Origin of the sequence: Erythrobacter epiphyticus (genome assembly GCF_034653295.1) — a bacterium.
Taxonomy (GTDB): Bacteria; Pseudomonadota; Alphaproteobacteria; order Sphingomonadales; family Sphingomonadaceae; genus Erythrobacter.
The window spans coordinates 711,249-726,683 of sequence record NZ_JAYEEU010000007.1; the positions used below are offsets into that span (position 1 = coordinate 711,249).

A 15,435-nucleotide genomic window follows, 5' to 3' on the forward strand; every position below is an offset into this window, starting at 1 on the left:
TAATGACCTGGCAACCTCAAAGCCTTCCTTCCGATCATCCCCCGGTGAACAGCAGCGCGATTGGCGTGTTGCTGATCAATCTCGGCACGCCCGATGGGCCTGATCCCGAATCGGTGAAGCGCTATCTCAAGCAGTTCCTGTCGGATCGCCGGGTGATCGAGATTCCGCCGATTGCGTGGCAGCCGATCCTGCGCGGCATCATCCTCAACACGCGGCCCAAGAAAAGTTCGGAAGCCTATTCCAAGATCTGGACCAAGCGCGGCTCGCCGCTGGCCGATATCACCGCGCAGCAGGCCGAAGCGATCACCGGCGCCTTTGGCGACAAGGTGATTGTCGATTATGCGATGCGCTACGGCAAGCCATCGATAGAAATGCGCCTCGCCAAGCTGATGGAGCAAGGCTGTGATCGCATTCTGATCGCGCCGATGTATCCGCAATACTGCGCTGCGACGACCGCCACCGTGTTTGACGAAGTGGCCCGTGTGCTCGGCAGCATGCGCTGGCAGCCCGCCTTGCGGTTCGTCCCGCCCTATCACGATGATAGCAATTATCTCGATGCGCTGGCCGATGATCTGACCCGGCAGGTGGCCGCGCTCGCGTTTCAGCCCGAAGTGATGCTGCTCAGTTTCCACGGGATGCCGCTGCGCACGCTCGAAAAGGGCGATCCCTATTACTGCCAGTGCCAGAAGACCGCGCGTCTGCTGCGCGAACGGCTGGCGAGCCGCCCCGAATTTGCCGGCGTGCGGTTTGAAACCACTTTCCAGTCGCGCTTTGGCCCGGCGCGCTGGCTTGAACCTTCGACCGACACGACGCTGATCGAGGAAGGTCAGAAGGGCACCAAGCGGCTGGTTGTCGCCGCGCCCGGCTTTGCCGCCGATTGTGTCGAGACGCTCGAAGAACTCGCGCTCGAAGGGCGTGATGAATTCATCGAAGCGGGCGGCACGGATTATGCCGTGATGGATTGCCTCAATGTGTCCGAGGCGGGTGTGGCCATGATCAAGCGGATGATCACGCGCGAGCTTTCGGGCTGGATTTAGCGCGCGAGACTATTTACACCAAGGTCAGTTGCAAACACGAACCTGATACGGAGCCACGCCCTCATGGCTACTCTTGCCGATCCCGCACCGCGCGAAGCCCGCGTCATGCAGGGCTTTCCGCAAAGTCTCGCGCACTGGGGGCAGGGTCGCCTGTCCGAGTCCGATCTGGCGCATATCCCCGGCGATGCGGGCTGGCCGCTGGTCGGCAACACCTTCACCATGCTGGCCGATCCCCATGCCTTCGCCCAGCGGATGATCGACACCCACGGCCGGGTTTACAAGAACCGCGCCTTTGGCGGCTGGCAGATCGCGCTGATCGGTGCCGAGGCGAACGAGCTGTTGCTGTTCAACAAGGAAAAGATCTTTTCCAGCGAACAGGGCTGGGGGCCGGTGCTCGATCAATTGTTTCCGCGCGGGCTGATGCTGATGGATTTCGATCATCACCGGATCGATCGCCGCGCGCTGTCGATCGCGTTCAAGCCCGAACCGATGCGGCATTATGCAGGCGCGCTCAATCGCGGGATCGCCTCCGAAGTGGCCAAGTGGGAAGGGCTGCTTGCCTTCTATCCCGCCATCAAGAAGCTGACGCTGGATCTTGCGGCTGACAGTTTCATCGGCATTCCTTGGGGGCCGGAAGCCGACCGGATCAATGTCGCCTTTGTCGATATGGTGCAGGCCTCGGTCGCGCCGATCAGAAAGCCGCTGCCTTTCACCCAGATGAAAAAGGGTGTCGACGGGCGCGCCTATCTGGTCGACTATTTCACCCGCGAAACGCTGCGCCGGCGCGAAGAAGGCGGCGGGCAGGACATGTTCAGCCAGTTCGCCACCGCGACGCGTGAGGATGGCAGCCTGCTGCCGGTCGACGAAGTGGTCGATCACATGAACTTCCTGATGATGGCCGCGCATGACACGATCACGTCATCGGCAACTTCGCTGATCTACTACCTCGCGCGCGAGCCGGAATGGCAGGAGAAGCTGCGCGAGGAGATTTTCGCTGTCACCGGCGGGCCCGACGGGCAGGGCAATCCGCGCCCGCTCGATTATGATGATCTCGGCAAGCTTGATCTGACCGAAATGGCGTTCAAGGAATCGCTGCGCATGATCCCGCCGGTGCCTTCGATGCCGCGCCGGGCTTTGCGCGAGTTCGAATTTGGCGGCTATCGCATTCCCGCGGGCGCGATGGTGGGGATCAACATCTACTGGACCCACCATTCCGAGGACTACTGGGACAGCCCCTTCACCTTCGATCCGCTCCGCTTCACCGCCGACAAGGTGCGCGAGCGCCACAAATATGCCTGGGTGCCGTTCGGCGGCGGCGCGCATATGTGCTTGGGGCTGCACTTTGCCTATATGCAGGTGAAGATCCTGCTCGCCCAGCTTCTCCAGCAATACCGGATCGAGGCCGCGCCCGGTTACAATCCCGCCTGGCAGGCCTGGCCGATCCCCAAGCCCAAGGACGGGTTGCAGGTTAGCTTTCGCAAGCTCTAATCGTCATTGCGAGGAGCCGAAGGCGACGCCGCAATCCAGAGCGTGTTGTGTGCCCCTCTGGATTGGTTGGACCTTGGCCAGCTTCGCTTCCGCTCCGCTCGCAAGGACGAGGCATTCTAGAAATCTACGGCAATCCCGTCGCCCCGCTCCCAGTCACCATAGCGGGTGGGGGAGAGCTTTTCGTCGTTTTTGACCGCCTTGGGCGCGGGCACGGGATCATTCGTCCAGTGCGCAGGCTTCTTGAAGTTTTTCGCGGCTTCGGACTTTTGCTTGGTCATACACGCCAAATGCGCGTGCTGGCGGTTTGTTTCAATAGAGGATAGGGGGCCGGGGATGCCCCAGACCCCCGGACTTCCCGTGCGCCGCGCTGCGCTCCGCCTGCTTGATGCCGTATTCCGGCGCGGGGAGACGCTCGAACAGGCCGAAGGCGCCGCTCTGGGCGAGATGCGCAAGGCGCCTGATCGCGCGCTGGCCAAGGCGATTGCGGGCGAGACGCTGCGCTGGCTCACCGATCTCGACGCTCTGATCGACAGCGCGACCAAGCAGAACCTGCCCGATGATGCCAAGGCGCGGATGGTGCTGCGGCTGATGCTGGCGCAGGCATGGCGGCTCGACACGCCGCCGCACGCGGTGATCGCAACCGGCTTGCCGCTGCTCGCCGGCGGCCCGCGGCGGTTGGCGCACGGGGTCTTCTCGGCGCTGGTCAAGGAAGGAGCGGCGGGCTTGTCCGCTGTGCCGACCTTGCCCGAAGCGGTGCGGGCGCGCTGGGGCGAAGAGCGCGCCGCCGCGATTGCCCCCGGCCTCGCCTTTCCGCCCGAACTCGATCTCGCGCTCAAGGATGCGAGCCAGACCCAATCCCGCGCGGTGGCGATGGGCGGCATTACCCTCGCCCCCGGGCATATCCGCCTGCCGCGCGGCGCGGCGGTGGAAAGCCTCGCCGATTTCAAGGCGGGCGATTGGTGGGTGCAGGATCTCGCCGCCTCGCTGCCCGCGCGCCTGCTCGGGGCAGGGGAAGGGCGCTCGGCGCTCGACTTGTGCGCCGCCCCCGGCGGCAAGACGATGCAACTGGCCGCCGCAGGGTGGAAAGTGACCGCGCTTGATATGAGCAAGCGGCGGCTTGATCTGCTGAAAGACAACCTCAAGCGCACCGGCCTCAAGGCCTCACCGGTGCGTGCCAATGCCCTGCAATGGGAGCCCAAGCACCGCTTTGACGCAATCCTGATCGACGCGCCATGCACCGCCACCGGCACCTGCCGCCGCCACCCCGATGTGCTCCACCGCATCGGCCCGCGGCAGATTGCCGAGATGGTCGAATTGCAGCGCGCTCTGGTTGCCAGGGCGGCGGAATGGCTGAATCCCGGCGGGGTGCTGGTCTATGCCGTCTGCTCGCTGGAAGCCGAGGAAGGCGAGGAACAGGCCGCGTGGATCGATGCGAGCCTCGGCCTGACGCCGCAGCCGATCATGGCGGATGAACTCCCCGCTGGCCTTGCTCCGACGCCCGAAGGCTGGCTGCGCACCCATCCCGGAATGCTGGCGGATCAGGGCGGGCTGGACGGGTTCTTTGTGGCGCGGTGGGTGAGGGTCTGACCCTATCGTCTTCCCGGGCTTGACCCGGGATCCCGCTTTCTTTTGCCGAGGCCAAAGGCAGCGGGGCCCCGGCTCGGGGGCCGGGGAGACGATGTTGGTAATCCCCCTATTTCACATACTTCTGGAAACTCTTCCTGAGCTTCATCAGCTTGGGCGGGATGACCGCGAGGCAATAGGGGTTGCGCTGCCCTTCGCCGTCCCAATATTCCTGATGGTAATCCTCGGCCGGGTACCACTCTGCCGTCTGCACATCGCCCGCAAGGCCTTCGATGGAGGTCACGGCCACCTTGCCATGCTCGGCATTCCAGCGCGCGATCGCGGCTTCGGCTTCGGCGCCCTGCTCGCCCGAAAGCGGGAAGATTGCGCTGCGATACTGCGTGCCGATGTCATTGCCCTGACGGTTCAGCTGCGTCGGATCATGGGTGCCGAGGAACACGTCGTAGATCTCGGCAAGGCTGATCGCATGGGGATCGAAGGTCACCCGGATCGCTTCGGCATGGCCGGTGTTGCCGGTGCACACTTCCTTGTAGGTCGGATTGGTCTTGGTGCCGCCAATATAGCCGCTTTCCACCGCGCTCACGCCGACCACGTCGCGGAACACTGCCTCGGTGCACCAGAAGCATCCGCCCGCAATGATCGCCTGCTGTAAACCGCTCATCGAAATCTCCGCTGTTTTATGCCTCGTCCAGATAGGCTAGACCGCGAAAATTGCTACGCCCCGCAGTGCAGTTTTGTCGCATCCCAAGGAGAGACCCTGATGAAGAAATTCCTGATTGCCGCCGCAGGCGCGGCAAGCATCCTCGCGCTGAGTGCGCCTGCGCTCGCCGATCATCACGGCAAGAAGGATGATGCCGCAGCGGCTGCCTTTGCCAAAACCCATGCCGAAGCCTTTTCCGGCGCGATCAATCACCCGACCCGCAAGGATGATCGCGCCCGCGATCAGCACCGTCATCCGGTCGAGACCCTGAGCTTCTTCGGCGTTGCGCCCGATATGAAGGTGGGCGAGTATTCGCCCGGCGGCGGCTGGTATTCGCGCCTGCTTGGCCACTATCTCGGCGGTCAGGGCCAGTTGGTCGGCGTCTATGCCAACCCGCTGACAGCCACCAGCGACCCCGCCCGCCAGCAGCGCATCCGCGATATGGCGGCCGGTTTCGGCAAGGAAGTGGCGGGTTATACCGGGCTTCCGGCGGAGCGGTTCTCGGGCCTCACGCTCGATGCCATTCCCGCCGATCAAAAGGGTACCTTTGATCGCATTCTGGTGATCCGCGCGCTGCACAGCCCGATGCGGATGGGCACCGCCGATACCGAAGTCCGGGCGATGCGCGAATTGCTCAAGGATGATGGCATGATCGGCATCGTCCAGCACCGCGCCAAGCCCGATGCGCCGTGGAGCTATGCTAATGGTTCGCGCGGCTACCTGCGTGAGGCTGATCTGATCGATTTCATGCGGATCAACGGCTTCGAACTCGTCGGCAAGAGCGAAGTCAACGCCAACCCGATGGACACCGCCAACCACCCCGAAGGCGTGTGGGAAATGCCGCCAACGCTGGCGACCAAGCGCGAAGACCTCAAGGACAAGGGCGAAAGCGACCGCATGACGCTCCTGTTCAGGAAGGCCAAGTAATCGCACTCTTGATGCCCGCGATTTCCGGGCCGCTGGGTGTTCCACCCGGCCCGAAATCGCTCTATGGGGCGGCGGCATGAGCACCATCACTGTCGCCGCCCTGCAATTGCCGCTTGGTTCTTCGCGTGAAGCGGAGAATATCGCTGCGGTCAGCGCGCTGGTCGAACAGGCGGCCGCGCAAGGCGCGCGGCTGATCCTCCCGCCCGAGCTGTTTTCCGGCCCCTATTTCTGCCGCGAAGAGGATGAAGCGCTGTTCGCGCTCGCCCGCCCGACGGCAGAACACCCGAGCGTTATCGCGATGCAGACGCTCGCGGCCAAGCTCAAGGTGACGATCCCGACCAGCTTCTTCGAACGCGACGGGCATCACTATTACAACACGCTCGCGATGATCGGCCCGGATGGCACGATCATGGGCACCTATCGCAAGAGCCATATCCCTGACGGGCCGGGCTATGAGGAAAAGTACTATTTCCGGCCCGGCAACAGCGGTTTCAAGGTGTGGGATGTGCCGGGCGATCGCGGCCAGACCGTGCGCGTCGGCATAGGCATCTGCTGGGACCAGTGGTATCCCGAATGCGCGCGGGTGATGGCGCTCCATGGTGCCGAACTGCTGATGTATCCCACCGCCATCGGATCGGAGCCCTATGATGCGGATCTTGATACCTCGCGGATGTGGCGGCGCGCGATGATCGGCCATGCCGTGTCGAACTGCATGCCGGTGATCGCCGCGAACCGCATCGGGGCCGAAGGGCCGGAAGGTGCGGTGCAGAATTTCTACGGCCATTCCTTCATCGCTGATGAATGGGGCGATCTGGTTGCCGAATATGGCTATGGCGAGACCGGCGTGCTGGTGGCCACGCTTGATCTGGCGCGGGCGGCCACGCACCGCGCGGGCATGGGCTTTTTCCGCGATCGTCGCCCGCAGCTTTACGGCCGGATCGCCGAAGACATCTGAGGTGAGCAGCACCTATCTGATCGCGTTGGGGAGCAACCGGCCGCACGTCCTTTATGGGCGACCGGCGGGGGTTCTGTACGCCGCGATGGAGGAAGTCGCGGCGCTCGGCATGGTGACGGCGCGCTCCAACGTGGTGCAGACCGCGCCGCTCGGCCCGGCGCGGCGCCGCTTTGCCAATGCGGCGCTGGTGCTCGACAGCGAATTGGCCCCGCCCTCGCTGCTGGCAGCGCTCAAGCGGATGGAGCGCGAATTCGGCCGGCGCGGGGCGCAGCGCTGGGGTGATCGCGTGCTCGATTGCGACATCATCCTGTGGAGCGGTGGGCGCTGGCGTTCGGCGGTTCTCACCATCCCGCACAGCGCCTTTCGCGCGCGCGATTTCGTGCTTGGCCCGGCGAGCACCATTGCGCCTGCATGGCGCGATCCGGTGAGCGGCCTCAGCCTCGCGCAGTGCAATGCGCGCTTGACCCGCGCGCGCCCGCTCCCTAGGTGAGCGCCCCGCAGCCGCGTGCGCGCGGACAGCATGTGGGCCCGTAGCTCAGTAGGTAGAGCAGCTGACTTTTAATCAGCGGGTCACAGGTTCGAATCCTGTCGGGCTCACCAATTTTTTCCGCTATCGCTGCGCTGCTTCCGCGCAGGTCACGTCCGCGGCACAGCCACCCTTTGGCATGTCATCGGCGCCATGCGGCCGACAGTCCAGGTCGCCTGTCCACCCTTGTCCCAGAATTCATGGCGCGGGGTCATGTATTTGGCGCCCGAAGCCGCCTTCACCGCCGGAAGCACCACCGGGGCAGCATCATTCATCTGCACCTGGATGCGATCACCGCTCAGATTGTCGACCTTGAGCCGCGTGCCATTGTCGCAGTCATAATAAGCGCTGACGCCCGGCCCGCCGACCTCATTGGTCATGCAGCCCGAAAGGCCCGCAGCCGCCACGCCGAGAACCCAGATTGCTGATCTTGCCATGATAATCTCCCCTTCGGCGGGAAAGATTATGCCACTGGCCGGGCAAGTCAACCGCGCGCGTCGAGCCTTCCGACCAGCCGCACCGCCAGCGTGATCAGCACCGGCACCAGCACCAGCGACAGCGTGACCTTGGCGATCACCTGCCCGATCAGCAGTCCGGTGATGTCAAATTCGCCGTAGAATGCGAGTGTCACGAAAATCACCGAATCAATCGCCTGGCTGAGCGCCGAGGCAATCGCGCCGCGCACCATCAGTCCGATGGTGCTGGTCTCGCCGCTGCCGCGCAGGCGATCAAAGATCCACACATTGAGCAGGAGCGAGACGAGATAGGCGACCGGCCCCGAGGCCACGACGCGCCAGAACTGCCCGTGCACCAGCTCGAAGGCTTCGATCGCCCCCGGACGGCCTGCCACCATGTCGGGCGAGACCGGCAGCGCCAGCACCAGCGTCATCAAGCCGATCGAGAAGGCGAGCGGCAAAAAGCCCCACCACACGATCTTCTGGGCCAATTCCTTGCCGTAAAGCTGGGCGATTGTGCTGGAAATCACCACCAGCAGCAGAAACGCGAAGATCCCGGCCTCGACCGCCAGCGTGGTCGGCCATAACTGAACCTGCTTGAAGGCGAGAAACCCTGCCAGCACGGCCATGCCGCCATAGAGCAGGGCGGCCACAAACAGGCCAAGCGGGATCACCGGGGTGCGGGCCGGCGCGGCGAGGGCGGTGGATTGCGTGGGTTCCATGGTCCATGGCCTAGTCAGAGCCTGCCCAAAAGAAAAGCCGTTGCCATGCGGCTGTCACCCGCGGGATCGGGAAAGGCCAGTTTGCCGGTTGCGTTGCGTCCGACAAACTGCCAACCCTCTGACCCGCGCGCGGCGCGCGGGATGCGCTGCCTGCCTTCACCATGGGGTCGTATCAGCAGGGGCCATCCGCACCGTGAATTCCAGTGTTTTTTCCAGCCTGTCCAGTCTTGCAGGCATTCTGGCCATTCTTGCGATTGCCTTCGTGCTGTCCTCGGGCAAGCGCCGGATCAATCTGCGGGTTGTCGGATCGGCCTTTGCGCTGCAAGCCGTCACCGCGCTGCTGGTGCTGCGCACCGATGCCGGGGTGGCGGTGATCGGCGGGCTTTCGCAAGGCGTGATCGCGCTGCTTGATTTCTCGAAAATCGGGATCGCGGCGGTGTTTGGCCCGATGGAGAGCAATCCGTTTGCCAACACCTTCGTGATCGCCGCCTTGCCGGTGATCGTGTTCTTCGCCGCGATTGTCTCGATCCTCTATCATCTCGGCGTGATGCAGCGACTGGTGCGCTGGGTGGGCGGCGCGATCGGCTGGATCACCGGCATCAGCAAGGTCGAAGCGCTGGGCGCGGCGGCCAATATCTTCGTCGGGCAGTCGGAAAGCCCGCTGGTGGTGCGCCCCTATCTGGCGGCGCTGCCGCCCGCGCGGCTGTTTACCCTGATGAGCGTCGGCATGGCGGGCGTCGCCGGCACGATCCTTGCCGCCTATGCAAGTTTCATCGGCGAAGAAGCCGTGCCGTTCCTGCTCGCAGCGGCCTTCATGTCGGCCCCGGGCGGCATCCTGATGGCCAAAATCATCATGCCTGATGACGGGCCGCTGGCAGAGGCATCCCCGTTGGCGCAAGCGGGCACAGGTGGCGTCGCGAGCGATGGCGCCAGCGATGCGCTTGCCCTGCCGCAAGTCCGCATCAGCGCGGTTGGCCCGGCAGCGATCACTGAAGGCGGGCTCAAATCGGATGAAGTCAGCGCCGCGGAAACCTTCGAGGAAGGCCAGCGCCCTGCCAATATCATCGAAGCCGCCGCCCAAGGCACGCAGACCGGGGTGAAGCTGGCGGTGGCAGTCGGCGCGATGGTGATGGTGTTCGTCGCGCTGGTGGCGCTTGCCAATGGCATGCTGGCCGGCGTCGGCGGAGGGATCGTGAACCTTGCCGCGCAGGTGGGCGCTCCTCTTGATCCCGCCACGGCCCAATGGCTGGCCGACCTCAGCTTCCAGAAGTTGCTTGGCTACCTGTTTGCCCCGGTAATGTTCCTGATCGGCATTTCCGATTGGCAGCAGGCGCAGATTGCAGGCGGGCTATTCGGCACCAAGATCGTGCTCAACGAATTTGTTGCCTTTATCGATCTCGGCGCGATGCAGGCTGGCGAGCTCACCGCGCGCAGCCAGGCGATCATCACCTTTGCGCTGTGCGGCTTTGCCAATTTCTCCTCGATCGCGATCCAGATGGCGGTGACGGGCGGGCTCGCGCCCAACCAGCGTCCGGTGATTGCGCGGCTCGGTCTGAAGGCGCTCGCAGCGGGCAGCCTCGCCAATCTCATGAGCGCCGCGCTCGCCAGCCTGTTCCTGCCGATCTAGCCCCCTGCGCGGGGGCGCTTGGCAGGCATGCCCTGCCGGGTGTAAGGCCGCGGCCATGACCAACACCCAAACCGAAATCGCCAGCGTTTCGCTGGCACAGCCGCTCGAGGATATTGCCGATGAGCTGGGCCGCAGCTTTGCCGAATACGGCTTTGCCGTGGTGCGCGATCACGGCATCCCACAAGACCTGATCGACCGCGCCGAAGCCGCCGCCAAGGCGTTTTTCGCGCTGCCCGATGAGGTAAAACGCGCCTACAAGATCGCCGGTTCGGGCGGCGCGCGCGGCTACACGCCCTTCGGCACCGAGAAGGCCAAGGACGCCGATGTCTTCGATCTCAAGGAATTCTGGCACGTAGGGCGCGATCTGCCCGAAGGCCATCCGCTGGCCGAATTCATGGCGCCCAATGTCTGGCCCGCCGAAGTCGCCGGTTTCCGCGAGGTGATGAGCGCGCTTTACGCCGCATTCGAAGCCAGTGGCCGCACCGTGCTCGAAGCCATTGCCCTGCACCTCGGCAAGCCGCGTGATTTCTTTGCCGCCAGCGTCGAGGACGGCAATTCGGTGATGCGCCTGCTGCATTATCCGCCGCTGGGTGAAGGCGCGCCCGAAGGTGCGATCCGCGCGGCGGCGCATGGCGATATCAACACCATCACGCTGCTGCTGGGTGCCGAGGAAGCCGGGCTCGAACTGCTGACCAAGGCCGGGGAATGGCGCGCGATTGATGTGCCCCCGGGGGCGTTGGTCATCAATGTCGGCGACATGCTCGAACGGCAGACCAATGGCCGCCTGCGTTCGACCACGCACCGGGTGGTGAACCCGCGCGGCGAGGCAGCCAAGCGCGCGCGTTATTCCATGCCCTTCTTCCTGCATTTCCGCCCGGATTTCCTGATCACGCCGCTGCCCGAATGTGTCTCGGCTGAGGATGCGGCGTCGGCGCCTGCGCCGATCAGCGCGCATGATTTTCTGATGCAGCGTCTGCGCGAGATCAACCTCGCCTGACCGCAGATTCGCAGGGCCCGGCGGTGCCTGATGGCCCGCCGGAAGCCTTTCGGATGCCTGCGTGAAATAATCCCGTTCCGTTGCGCGCATGCAACACTGCGCGCAAGAGGGTGTTGAAATTGGCCGTTTTCTCCCGTCCGTTTGGTGGCGGGCGTGCCGGGATCGCTTGCGCCCGTTGTCAGTTTCATCAAAACGTCACAAATCTGTCGCTTTGCCGCAGTGCAATAAAACTAGGGGCGGATGCAGCCGGTCAGGCCCATCCTTTTTTCGTCATCAGGGGCTTTCTTATGAAACTCAGATATCTTCTCGCCGCGAGCGTTGTCAGCCTCGCCGCCACCACCATGGTTGCTGCGCCGGTCGCTGCGCAGGAAACCACCTCGGCCGTCCGCGGCACTGTCACCGATGCGGACGGTAACCCGATCCCCGGTGCCAGCGTGACCATCACGCACCAGCCTTCGGGCACGCGTTCTGATGTCACCACCGACGCCGGCGGTAACTTCAACGCGGTTGGTCTGCGTCTTGGCGGCCCGTTCATCGTCGCGGTTGCGGCAGATGGCTATGAAGGCGTCGAAGAAGAAATCGGTTTCCTCTCTGCCGGTCAGGCCCAGCGCGTTGGTATCGCGCTTGCTCCCGCCGGTCAGACGATCGTGGTTTCGGGTGCTCGCCAGCGTTCGGCGATCAGCCTTTCGACCGGCGCTGCCACCGTGCTTTCGGCCCGCGACGTGTTTGGCGTGGCCAACGTCAACCGCAGCCTGCAGAACCTTGCCCAGCGCGATCCGCTCGTGACCATCCAGCCGGGCGGCCAGGGCATCCAGATTGCAGGCCAGAACAACCGTTTCAACCGCTTCACCATTGATGGTGTCGACTTTGGCGATCCTTTCGGTCTGGAAGCAGGCGGCCTCGTGTCGACCCGCGGCCCGGTGCCGCTTGATGCGATCGGCGAATTCTCGGTCGAAGTGGCTCCGGTCGACATCCAGCAGGGCAACTTCCTGGGCGGTGCGATCAACGCGCAGCTCAAGTCGGGCGGCAATGATTTCACCTTCCTCGGCGCGGCCTTCTATCAGGACGACAGCCTGCGCGGCACCCGTGCGCGCAACTTCACCCGCACCGGCGCCTTCGAATCGCAGATTTACACGGCGCAGGTCACTGGCCCGATCATCAAGGACAAGCTGTTCTTCGCGGTGACTTACGAGCGCACCCGCGACACCGTTCCGGCTGCTGTCAGCCCGGCCCAGCTTGGCATCACCGATGCGCAGATCAACCAGATCAGCGACATTGCCAACACCGTTTACCGCTTTGACACCCTCGGCGTGGCCGACAGCATTCCTGAAAAGGACGACAAGCTGATCACCAAGCTCGACTGGAACGTCGCGCCGGGTCACCGCCTGTCGGCAACCTATATCTGGAACGAAGGTTCGGTGCTTGCCGGTCAGACCGGTGTGGGTGCGATCAACTCGAACAACCCGAACTTCAGCCTGCTGTCGAACAATTACACCCAGGGTGCGATCAACCACTTCGGTATTGTCCAGTCCAACAACCAGTGGAGCGACACCTTCTCGACCATGCTGCGCGTGTCCTATGCGGATTACACGCGTCTGCAGGTTCCGATTGGCGGCAACACCACTCTTGGCCAGTTCAACGTCTGTCTTGATGCCGTTTCGACGGCTCCGGCTCTGACTTGCCCGACCGGCGTTCGCGGCCTGACCTTCGGCCCGGACATCAGCCGTCAGGCCAACGAGTTGGAAAGCCAGCGTCTCGCGATTGAGTTCGCGGCCACGCTCAAGATGAACAGCCACACGGTGAAGTTCATCGCCGAGCGCCGCTTGCAGGATGTCCGCAACCTGTTCGCCCAGCGCGTTTCGGGTGCATGGCTGTTCGACTCGATTGCCGACCTTCAGGCCCAGCGTGCCAACGAAGTCGACATCGCTGTCCCGCTGCGCGGCGGCATTGACACCGTCACCGCCGAATTCGCGAACAACCAGTGGACCTTCGGGATCATGGACACGATCGACGTGACCGACGATCTCACTGTCGTGGCTGGCTTCCGTTACGACCTGTTCGACACGCCGGATCGTCCGTTCAACAACCAGGCGTTCTTCGATCGCTTCGGCTTCCCGAACACCGCGAACCTCAACGGTCGTGACCTGTTCCAGCCGCGTTTCGCGATCAACTGGCGTCCCACCGATCGTCTGACCCTGCGCGGTTCGGCCGGTATCTTCGGTGGCGGCAACCCGCTGGTGTGGATTTCGAACAACTATTCGAACCCTGGCCCGACGCTCGGCCGCGCCCAGGTGCGCCGCGCTGACAACGGCACCTTCACCGTTTCGGGCATCTCCGGCCTGACCCCGGCGCAGGTGCAGGCGATCGGCGCTGCCACGCTCAACAACGTGACCGGCGGCACCGGCATTCCGGCCGAGCTCGTGGCGGCGATCCGCACCGCGGGCACCGCTGGTTCGCCGACCAACGCGCTTGATCCCAACTTCGAGCCGCAGTCGCAGTGGCGTTTCTCGGGGTCGGCTGACTATGTCGCTAAGCTCGGCCCGCTTGGCGATGACTGGAAACTCGGCGTTGATGTGATCTACTCGAAGGTGCGCAATGCACTGGAGTGGACTGACCTGCGCTCGGTCGTCACGGGCACGCTGCCCGATGGCCGTCCGCGCTATTCGATCCTGCCGGGCCAAACCGGGGTGAACACCGACCTGCTGCTCACCAACATCGACGAAGGTGACAGCTTGAACCTGGTGGCGCGCGTCGAAAAGCGTTGGAGCTCGGGCTTCTACCTGAACGGTGCCTACACCTATCAGACGGCGAATGATGGCAACTCGGGGACGTCGTCGGTGGCGTTCTCGAACTACACCAATGCTGCTGCGCTTGATCCGAACTTCGCGGCCTTTGGCACGTCGAATTACCAGACCGATCACCAGTTCCGCCTGACGCTGGGCTATGACGCCGAAATCTTCGGTGACAACAACACCAGCATCCAGCTGTTCTACCTTGCCCGTTCGGGCCAGCGGTTCAGCTACACCTTTGCTGATCAGGCATCGGGCAGCAACCGTTCGGCGGTGTTCGGTGTGACCGGTCGTAACGACCGCAACCTGCTCTACGTGCCGAACGTGAGCAGCCCGACGGCTGACCCGCGCGTCACCTATGCGCCGGGCTTCGACTTTGCGGCGTTTCAGCGGTTCATCCAAGGTTCGGAGCTCAACGGGTTCCAGGGCCAGATTGCACCGAAGAACGTGGGTGAAGCGCCGTGGTGGCATCGTGTCGACCTCTCGGTCCGTCAGGATGTGCCGTTTGTCTTCGGCGGCAAGATCCAGCTGTTCGCCGACGTCGAGAACGTGCTCAACCTGATCGACAGCGAGCTGGGAACCTTCCGTCAGGTTGGCTTCCCGTTCTATGCGCCGCTGGTCAACGTGACCTGCGCCAACGCGGCCTGCTCGCAGTATCAGTATGCAAACGCTGCCGGTAACACGATCCGTCAGCCGGTGTTCAACGTTGTGCCGGAAGCCTCGCTCTGGGGTGTGCGCTTCGGGGTCCGCGTGACCTTCTGATCGTTGCACGTCTGACAAGACATCAAGAGGGGCGGCCCGTAAGGGTCGCCCCTTTTTGCTTGGGCTTGTGCGGCGGGGCCGGGCAGAGAATACTGGTGGTGAAGGCATCCAGATGGGAGAGGTCCGGGGATGAACCCGCCGCCACCGCCAGCCCGCTTTGACGCGGTTCGCAAGCCACTCAGCCTGCCGCTGCTGCTCGCCATTGCCGTGCTGCACCTTGCCGTGTTCTATGGTCTGGCGCGGGCGCTGGCGCCCGATCTGACGGCGGCGGTCGAGCAGACTGTGGTGTCGGCCTTCACGCTCGAAGCACCGCCCCCTCCACCGCCGCCGCCCGAACCTGATGCCGCCGAGGAAGGCGCGGCGGGTGATCCGGGCCGCGAAGCGACGGCCAAGCCTGTCGCCGCACCGCCACCCGAGCGTGTGCTGCGTGAAGAGACGCCGCTGCCGCGTGTCGCTTCGACGGGGACGGCCAATCGTTCCGGCGCCGCCGATGCGGATGAGGGCACGGGCGCTGCGGGCAGCGGGGATGGCACCGGCAGCGGCAATGCGGGCAGCGGGCGAGGCAGTGGGCTTGCCTCCAAGCCTGTCCATATTGCCGGCGAGATCAACAATGCGCGCGATTATCCCGTGCCCGAAGGCGGGCGCGCCGCGCGGCGCGGCACCGAAGTGATCGTGCGGGTGATCGTCGGGGTGGATGGCCGCGCGCGCGATTGCAGCATCTATCGCGCCAGCCCCGATCCCGAGGCCGATCGCCTGACCTGTGAACTCGTCGCGCAGCGGCTCGGCTTCCGCCCGGCGCGCGACAAGGCAGGCAATCCGGTGGCGGCGCCGTTCTACTGGCGGCAGCGCTGGTTCTGAAAGGGCTG

Annotated in this window: 14 protein-coding genes and 1 tRNA gene; 11 read left to right on the plus strand and 4 right to left on the minus strand. The window is 64.2% G+C overall.

What is annotated here, in order from left to right; translation table 11 throughout:
- Positions 1-2: 2 nt before the first annotated feature.
- Positions 3-1,037 carry a ferrochelatase gene (gene hemH / locus SOQ14_RS08945; RefSeq protein WP_322897726.1) on the plus strand — a complete coding sequence of 345 codons (1,035 nt, stop codon included), beginning with the start codon at positions 3-5 and terminating at the stop codon, positions 1,035-1,037.
- A gap of 63 nt (positions 1,038-1,100) precedes the next feature.
- Entirely contained in the window at positions 1,101-2,525 is a 1,425-nt protein-coding gene (locus tag SOQ14_RS08950) for a cytochrome P450 (RefSeq protein WP_416232745.1), read from the plus strand.
- A 116-nt stretch (positions 2,526-2,641) separates the two neighbouring features.
- Here SOQ14_RS08950 and SOQ14_RS08955 read toward each other — a convergent pair whose 3' ends face one another.
- Complete coding sequence (locus SOQ14_RS08955; protein WP_322897727.1) at positions 2,642-2,803, minus strand: DUF1674 domain-containing protein; 162 nt, start codon at positions 2,801-2,803, stop codon at positions 2,642-2,644.
- A gap of 55 nt (positions 2,804-2,858) precedes the next feature.
- On the opposite strand from SOQ14_RS08955, the gene SOQ14_RS08960 reads away from it, so the two are divergent.
- The gene (locus SOQ14_RS08960) at positions 2,859-4,112 is read left to right on the plus strand and encodes an RsmB/NOP family class I SAM-dependent RNA methyltransferase (protein ID WP_322897728.1); all 1,254 of its coding nucleotides are present in this window, start codon (positions 2,859-2,861) and stop codon (positions 4,110-4,112) included.
- A 106-nt stretch (positions 4,113-4,218) separates the two neighbouring features.
- Here SOQ14_RS08960 and msrA read toward each other — a convergent pair whose 3' ends face one another.
- The gene (gene msrA / locus SOQ14_RS08965) at positions 4,219-4,770 is read right to left on the minus strand and encodes a peptide-methionine (S)-S-oxide reductase MsrA (RefSeq protein WP_322897729.1); all 552 of its coding nucleotides are present in this window, start codon (positions 4,768-4,770) and stop codon (positions 4,219-4,221) included.
- Positions 4,771-4,869: 99 nt separating this feature from the next.
- On the opposite strand from msrA, the gene SOQ14_RS08970 reads away from it, so the two are divergent.
- From SOQ14_RS08970 to SOQ14_RS08985, 4 genes are all read left to right on the plus strand, one after another.
- The gene (locus tag SOQ14_RS08970) at positions 4,870-5,736 is read left to right on the plus strand and encodes a class I SAM-dependent methyltransferase (RefSeq protein ID WP_322897730.1); all 867 of its coding nucleotides are present in this window, start codon (positions 4,870-4,872) and stop codon (positions 5,734-5,736) included.
- 76 nt (positions 5,737-5,812) lie between these two features.
- Positions 5,813-6,691 carry an N-carbamoylputrescine amidase gene (gene aguB, locus SOQ14_RS08975; RefSeq protein ID WP_322897731.1) on the plus strand — a complete coding sequence of 293 codons (879 nt, stop codon included), beginning with the start codon at positions 5,813-5,815 and terminating at the stop codon, positions 6,689-6,691.
- Position 6,692: 1 nt separating this feature from the next.
- The gene (gene folK / locus SOQ14_RS08980) at positions 6,693-7,181 is read left to right on the plus strand and encodes a 2-amino-4-hydroxy-6-hydroxymethyldihydropteridine diphosphokinase (protein WP_322897732.1); all 489 of its coding nucleotides are present in this window, start codon (positions 6,693-6,695) and stop codon (positions 7,179-7,181) included.
- 34 nt (positions 7,182-7,215) lie between these two features.
- A tRNA-Lys gene (locus tag SOQ14_RS08985) sits at positions 7,216-7,291 on the plus strand.
- 36 nt (positions 7,292-7,327) lie between these two features.
- Here SOQ14_RS08985 and SOQ14_RS08990 read toward each other — a convergent pair.
- Positions 7,328-7,654 carry an MliC family protein gene (locus tag SOQ14_RS08990; RefSeq protein WP_322897733.1) on the minus strand — a complete coding sequence of 109 codons (327 nt, stop codon included), beginning with the start codon at positions 7,652-7,654 and terminating at the stop codon, positions 7,328-7,330.
- 47 nt (positions 7,655-7,701) lie between these two features.
- Positions 7,702-8,394: a queuosine precursor transporter gene (locus SOQ14_RS08995; RefSeq protein WP_322897734.1), complete on the minus strand. Its 693-nt coding sequence runs from the start codon at positions 8,392-8,394 to the stop codon at positions 7,702-7,704.
- 193 nt (positions 8,395-8,587) lie between these two features.
- Here SOQ14_RS08995 and SOQ14_RS09000 point away from each other — a divergent pair, with 193 nt between their 5' ends.
- The 4 genes from SOQ14_RS09000 to SOQ14_RS09015 all read left to right on the plus strand — a co-directional run bounded on the left by SOQ14_RS09000 (position 8,588) and on the right by SOQ14_RS09015 (position 15,427).
- Positions 8,588-10,021, plus strand: a complete 1,434-nt coding sequence (locus tag SOQ14_RS09000; RefSeq protein ID WP_322897735.1) for a NupC/NupG family nucleoside CNT transporter — start codon at positions 8,588-8,590, stop codon at positions 10,019-10,021.
- A 55-nt stretch (positions 10,022-10,076) separates the two neighbouring features.
- Positions 10,077-11,018 (plus strand): isopenicillin N synthase family dioxygenase, encoded by a 942-nt coding sequence (locus tag SOQ14_RS09005; RefSeq protein ID WP_322897736.1) that lies wholly within the window; start codon positions 10,077-10,079, stop codon positions 11,016-11,018.
- Positions 11,019-11,305: 287 nt separating this feature from the next.
- Positions 11,306-14,569, plus strand: coding sequence for a TonB-dependent receptor (locus SOQ14_RS09010; RefSeq protein WP_322897737.1), 3,264 nt, complete (start codon positions 11,306-11,308; stop codon positions 14,567-14,569).
- Between the two features lie 129 nt (positions 14,570-14,698).
- Positions 14,699-15,427, plus strand: coding sequence for a TonB family protein (locus SOQ14_RS09015; RefSeq protein WP_322897738.1), 729 nt, complete (start codon positions 14,699-14,701; stop codon positions 15,425-15,427).
- Positions 15,428-15,435 lie beyond the last annotated feature (8 nt).